Annotated in this window: 7 protein-coding genes; 1 reads left to right on the top strand and 6 read right to left on the bottom strand. The window is 73.6% G+C overall.

What is annotated here, in order from left to right; translation table 11 throughout:
- Positions 1-179: 179 nt before the first annotated feature.
- The 6 genes from AB0O00_RS29165 to AB0O00_RS29140 all read right to left on the bottom strand — a co-directional run bounded on the left by AB0O00_RS29165 (position 180) and on the right by AB0O00_RS29140 (position 4,419).
- Positions 180-662 (bottom strand): cupredoxin family copper-binding protein, encoded by a 483-nt coding sequence (locus AB0O00_RS29165; RefSeq protein WP_363656780.1) that lies wholly within the window; start codon positions 660-662, stop codon positions 180-182.
- A 79-nt stretch (positions 663-741) separates the two neighbouring features.
- A complete protein-coding gene (locus tag AB0O00_RS29160) occupies positions 742-1,557 on the bottom strand; it encodes a ferritin-like domain-containing protein (RefSeq protein WP_363656778.1) in 816 nt (271 codons plus the stop codon).
- Positions 1,554-2,399, bottom strand: a complete 846-nt coding sequence (locus AB0O00_RS29155) for a ferritin-like domain-containing protein (RefSeq protein WP_363656776.1) — start codon at positions 2,397-2,399, stop codon at positions 1,554-1,556. The genes AB0O00_RS29160 and AB0O00_RS29155 overlap by 4 nt, the downstream gene beginning before the upstream one ends.
- 145 nt (positions 2,400-2,544) lie before the next feature.
- Entirely contained in the window at positions 2,545-2,910 is a 366-nt protein-coding gene (locus AB0O00_RS29150; RefSeq protein WP_363656774.1) for a DUF488 family protein, read from the bottom strand.
- Positions 2,911-3,085: 175 nt separating this feature from the next.
- The gene (locus AB0O00_RS29145; protein ID WP_363656772.1) at positions 3,086-3,481 is read right to left on the bottom strand and encodes a cupin domain-containing protein; all 396 of its coding nucleotides are present in this window, start codon (positions 3,479-3,481) and stop codon (positions 3,086-3,088) included.
- Positions 3,482-3,696: 215 nt separating this feature from the next.
- Positions 3,697-4,419, bottom strand: a complete 723-nt coding sequence (locus AB0O00_RS29140; protein ID WP_363656770.1) for a hypothetical protein — start codon at positions 4,417-4,419, stop codon at positions 3,697-3,699.
- A 247-nt stretch (positions 4,420-4,666) separates the two neighbouring features.
- Between AB0O00_RS29140 and AB0O00_RS29135 the strand changes: the two genes are divergently transcribed.
- Positions 4,667-5,085, top strand: a 419-nt coding sequence (locus tag AB0O00_RS29135) for an FAD-dependent oxidoreductase (protein ID WP_363656768.1), incomplete at its 3' end; no start/stop codon positions are given.

The raw sequence follows: 5,085 nt of genomic DNA, 5'->3' as shown, positions 1-5,085 counted from the left end.
GCCTCCAGGCGGAACAGGGTGCCCTGGCTGATCGAGTCGCCGACGACGTCGTACTGGTCGGCGAGCCGGGCGTGGACGGCTGCGTCGATCGCGAGTCCGGCCACCGCCACGAGGCGCAGGGCGAGGTGGGTGAGGCTCCGGCCGCCGCGGCGGCCGAGTTCGGGGATGGCCATGGTTCATCAGCCAACGGTGAGGGTGCCGTGCATGAACGGGTGGATGGTGCAGATGTACGGGTGGGCGCCCGCCTGCTGCGGCGCGGTGAAGGTCGCGGTGGCCCCCGGCGCGATGTTCCCGGTGTCGAAGGACTTGTCGGAGGCGGTGACCGTGTGGGTGGTGGAGTCCCGGTTGACGACCGTGACGGTCTGGCCGGGGCTCACGGTGAGGGAGGCCGGCTCGAACGCGAAGTTCTTGATCGTGACCTGGAGCGCACCGGTGCTGCTGGGTGCGGACGTGGCGGTACTGGCGGTACTGGCGGTGCTGGGCGCGGACGCGGCGGCGCTGGAAGTTCCAGCGGTGCCGGCTGTCGGTGAACTCGCCGCGCTGGTGCTGGTGGTGATGGTGGCGGCGGGCTTGCTGGAGCTGGAGCACCCCGCGAGAACCGCCGAGAGCAGAGGGGAGAGCAGGAGGACGGCGGCAGCCAGGAGGGGCCGGGTTCTGGTCACGTACGGTCTCCGTTCGGGTTGGGGGGCGGGGCGCGCGCCCGGGTTGTCGTGCGCGGGCGCGCGCCGGTTCGCCGTGTCGTCAGACGGTCAGCAGGTCCGGGTTCGCGGCCTTGTCGGTGGGCAGGAAGTCGTCGGGCACGGGGTACTGGCCGAGCACGTAGTTCAGGATGGCGGCGTGCATGGCCTCGACGGGGGCGATGCTCGCGGCCGTCGCGATGCCCGCCGGTCCGGTCACGTTGTAGGTCGCGAAGAGGTAGGTCTGGGCGGCCTGGTCCTCCAGTTCGAGCGCGAGCTTGGCGACGTCCCCGACGGACGCCGCCTTGCCGAGGGCCGCCATCGTGTCCGCCTGGTTGGACAGCGGCACGTCGGTGATCGCGGGCAGCCCGGCGCCGGTGAGGGCCGAGTTCCAGGCCTTCGCGTGGTCGGCGTGCTGCGCCATCGCCGTGGTGACGAAGCTCGCGACCGCCGGCGGCACCGTGCCGAGCTTGCCCGCGCTCGCGGCGTCCAGCGTGGCCTTGTAGGCGCCGACCGCCTGGTTCTCGAGTGCCACGGCCAGTGCCACCACCCGCAGGTCCCCGGTGTAAGCACCGGACGCGGAGGGCGAAGCGGGCACCGCACTCGCCGAGCCGGCCGGGCTGGTCGGCGCGGGGTCCTTGACGCTCCTGCTCCCGGAGCAGGCCGCCAGCGTGAGGGCCGCGGCCACGCCGCCCGCGCCGAGCAGGAACCGGCGCCGGGCCGGATCGGCCCCGCCCGAGGCCCGGAGCTCCTCCCCGAGGTCGCGCGCGGCCGCCCGCATCAGCGGCAGGGTGGCCCGGTGGGCCTCGTCCATCTCCCGTGTCAGACGGATGAGTTCGGCCTCGCCGAGGGCGGGCTCCCAGGTGCGGTCGACGGTCACTGGACGGCCCCTTCGGTGATCGGGGAGGCGTTGTCGGTCTTGTAGAAGGAGTCCGGGAAGCCCACGCTGCCGGCCGCGGCGGGCAGCTTCGCCGGGTCCACCGGGATGACGATCAGATCCTCGGCATTGCCCGCGAGCAGCGCCTGCACGGCGAGCAGCACGGCCCGGTGCTGCGCCTCCACGGGGGCCACGGAGGCGAACAGCTTGCGCAGGTCCGCGTTGGAGACCTGGCCGACGTTCTTGGTGTACGTCTGGGTCGCGACGTCCTCCAGGCTGATGGCGAGCTTCACCACGTCCGCGGACGTCTTGACGGTGGGCAGCGTCTGGTCGACCACCGCCTTGTACTTCGGGTCGGGGCCGGACTGCGCCTTGCCGCCGGCGGCGGTCGCGGCGGCGTTGAACGCCTGGGCGTGCGCCTGGTGCTGCTCGGTGGTCTTGGCGATGAACGCGGCCACCGTCTTGTTGCCGTCCTTGATGAACGGCAGGCCGGCGGCCGTCTGGTAGACGCTCACCGCCAGGTTCTCCAGCGCCGCGCCGGTCTGGAGCGCGCGGATGTCGTCCGCCGTCACCGCGCCGGAGGCGGACGCCGAGGGCGAGGCCGTGGGCGACAGGGAGGGCGACGGCGAGGCGGCCGCCGCCCGGGCCGCGCCCAGCAGGCCCGCCCCGCCCACCAGGGCGGTGAGCAGGCCGCCCCTGCGCCACCACGGCCCCGCGGGCCCGGCGGCCTCCGCGAAGCCGCTCAGCGCGCCGCGGGTGATCCGCATCGCGTCGCTGTTCAAGTCCTGTGACTGCTCGGTGAGTTCTTCCAGCAGCCGGGTGTCGATGCGCTCGTCGGCCATCATGTCCCGTCTCGGTCCCGCGACCCGGCCGGATGCCGGACCGCTTTCCCCTGCCCTTCGGTACGAATCCGGCCCCGGCTCGGTTCAAAGCCCCGGACGGCCCGCATTTTCATTCGTGCGGGTGGGGTCGCAGGCGCGCGATTGACGGTCATCGCTCCGCACCCGTGAGCCACTCGGCGAGGACCGCGGCCTGGCTGTGGTCGACGTCCCTGGTCGCGGTCAGGAGCGTGAGCCCGCCCCCGGCGGCGAGCTCGCGCAGGTGCCCGGCGGCCTCCCGGTGCTCCGCGTCCCGCAGTTCGGCGCGGTACCGGCGGCGGAACTCGGCGAACCGGCTCGGCTCGTGCCCGTACCAGCGGCGCAGCCCGGTCGACGGGGCGACGTCCCGCAGCCACTCGTCGAGGTGCGCGTCCTCCTTCTTCACCCCGCGCGGCCAGACCCGGTCGACGAGCACGCGCTGCCCGTCCTGGGGCGAGGACTCCTCGTAGATCCGCCGGTAGGCGACTCGTGCGGCCATCGCGGCACCCTCCCGGTCTCGGTCGGCCGGTCCGGCGTCGGTCCGGACGTCACTCTCCACGAGAACCCGGCGACGCGGGTGCCCACAAGCCGGGCAGGGCCGGGCGAGGGTCCGGGGTCGAGCCGGGTGGGGCTGGGTGATCGGCAGCGCGTCGGTGCTGCCCGGTCCTGCCCCGTCACGCTCCCGGGGCCGCGCCGGGGTCCACCGGAGCCGGGCGGATGGCGAGGCCCGGGCGGCGGCGGTGGACGGTGAGGTAGACGAGGCCGTCCGCGCCCGCCGAGACGGCGCGGCGGGCGCCGTGGGGGAGCCAGGCCGTGCAGCCCGGCGCCAGGACCTCGCGGCCGTTGTCCGTCTCCAAGTGGCCGCCGCCCTCCAGGACTTGGACGAGGACGTCGAGGTCCGGCTCCACGTGGGCGGCGACCTCCGCGTGCGGGAGCAGGCGGATGACGTTCGCGTCCAGCTGGCGGCCGTCCTCCGCGAGCCGCCACAGGGCGCCGCTGCGGTCGGCGGGGGCCTGCCGGAGCAGGCCGTCCAGGCGGGTGAGCACACCGGGCCCCGGGTCGGACGTCAAGACAGCCTCCTGCAGGCGGGTGGGTACGCCCTCGTCGGCGCCTGTGGAGTCTACGGAAGCCCGCAGGCGGGGCCGGGGAGGCGCCGCGTCAGCCGGTGGCGAGGAGGCGGGCAGCCGGGAGGGCCGGGATCTCCTCGACTCCCACACTCCGCGGGGCGCGACGGCACGCGTCGTCGTGGCCGACCGCGTGCGGGGCGGCCGGCCACGACGAGGGATCACCGCAGGAAGTGCAGGCAGAGCGTGTAGAGGTCACTGCCCTTGTGCGTGTAGTAGCCGTCCGCGTCGTCGTACTTGCGGCAGGCGGTCTCGCCGTCGCTGGTCGAGTCGACCCTCGCGACGACCTTGGCGTCGGCGGTCCGGTCGTCGCACGACACGATCACCACGTCGGGGTGGGAGTCGCCGCTGCCGGCGGCCATCGTCGTCGTGTTCTTGTTGCGCACGCAGTCGCCGGCGGAGGCGTTGGTCGGGTCGACGCTGGCCTGGTACGCGATGAAGGCGATGACGAGCACCGGGATCAGGAGGCCGAGGACGGCGACCCGCTGGAACAGCGGCTTGCCCGGGTCCATGGGCCGGCCCGGGGCGCCGGGGACCGGCTCGCCCAGCTTGTTGACCTTGGCGCGGTTGGGCAGGTTGATCAGCATGGTGATCGGGTTGATCAGCATGGAGGCGATCCCCCACCAGCCCTGCCAGGCGCTGTCGGCGGTCATCTTGCGGTGGGTGGCGATGCCGCACGTGCGGCAGAACGGGCCCTGGAGCTTGAGGAACCGCATGATCACCAGGAAGCCCTGGTGCCCGCGGAACGTCGCCTCGACGGCGGGCACCGAGCCGCAGAACCGGCAGGACGGGCCGTAGGGGTGGTACGGCGCGGCCGGCACGTGGCCGGGCTCGGTGCCGGGCGTGTGGCCGGGCTCGGTCTGGGCGGGCGGTGGCGTAGACAAGTGTCCCCCGTGGAGTGGATCCGTGTGCGAATGCAAGGCCGCACGCTATCGGTACGGGAAGTGCAGTGTGAAGGCAATTTGTCGGACCGTGACCACCTGACGTCCGGCCAGGTCACGTGCCTGCCTCTGGTGCGGTTCTTCGGTGCGGGCTTCGTGTGCGGAGGTGATGTCACGTTTCGGAGAGCTGCCCGGTCCAGTCCTGTGAAGCCGCGCGGGCAGCAGCGCGGGACATGGGAGGAGCATCGTGGTGGAGCAGCACGTCGTGGTCATCGGTGCCGGGTACGCCGGTCTGACAGCGGCCCTTCGGGTGAGCCGCCGTCACCGGGTGACGCTGATCGACCCGAGGACCGAGTTCAGTGAGCGCATCCGGCTCCACGAGGTGGCCGCCGGCCGGGTGGCCGCGAGCGTTCCCCTGGGCGAGCTGGTGGCCGGACGCGACATCACCACCGTCGCCGCGACGGTCGTCGCGCTCGACCCGGTCGGCCGGAAGGTGACGCTGGACGACGGCCTGGTGGTCGGCTACGACCGCCTGGTGTACGCCCTCGGCAGCCGGACCGACACCGCCGGGGTGCCCGGGGTCGCGGCGCACGCGTACACCGTCGAGCGGGCGGGCGAGTTGAGCGCCCGGCTGGCGCAGGGCGGTGGCACGGTGGCGGTCGTCGGGGG

This window comes from Kitasatospora sp. NPDC093558, assembly GCF_040683475.1.
In the GTDB taxonomy this organism is placed as follows: domain Bacteria; phylum Actinomycetota; class Actinomycetes; order Streptomycetales; family Streptomycetaceae; genus Kitasatospora.
Note: the sequence above shows the minus strand (reverse complement) of the source record. Positions and strands in the feature narration are given on the sequence as shown.

Excerpts from the sequence above, each read along its gene's own strand:
- AB0O00_RS29155 (WP_363656776.1), bottom strand. The coding sequence starts at position 2,399 with ATGATGGCCGACGAGCGCATCGACACCCGGCTGCTGGAAGAACTCACC.
- AB0O00_RS29150 (WP_363656774.1), bottom strand. The coding sequence starts at position 2,910 with ATGGCCGCACGAGTCGCCTACCGGCGGATCTACGAGGAGTCCTCGCCC.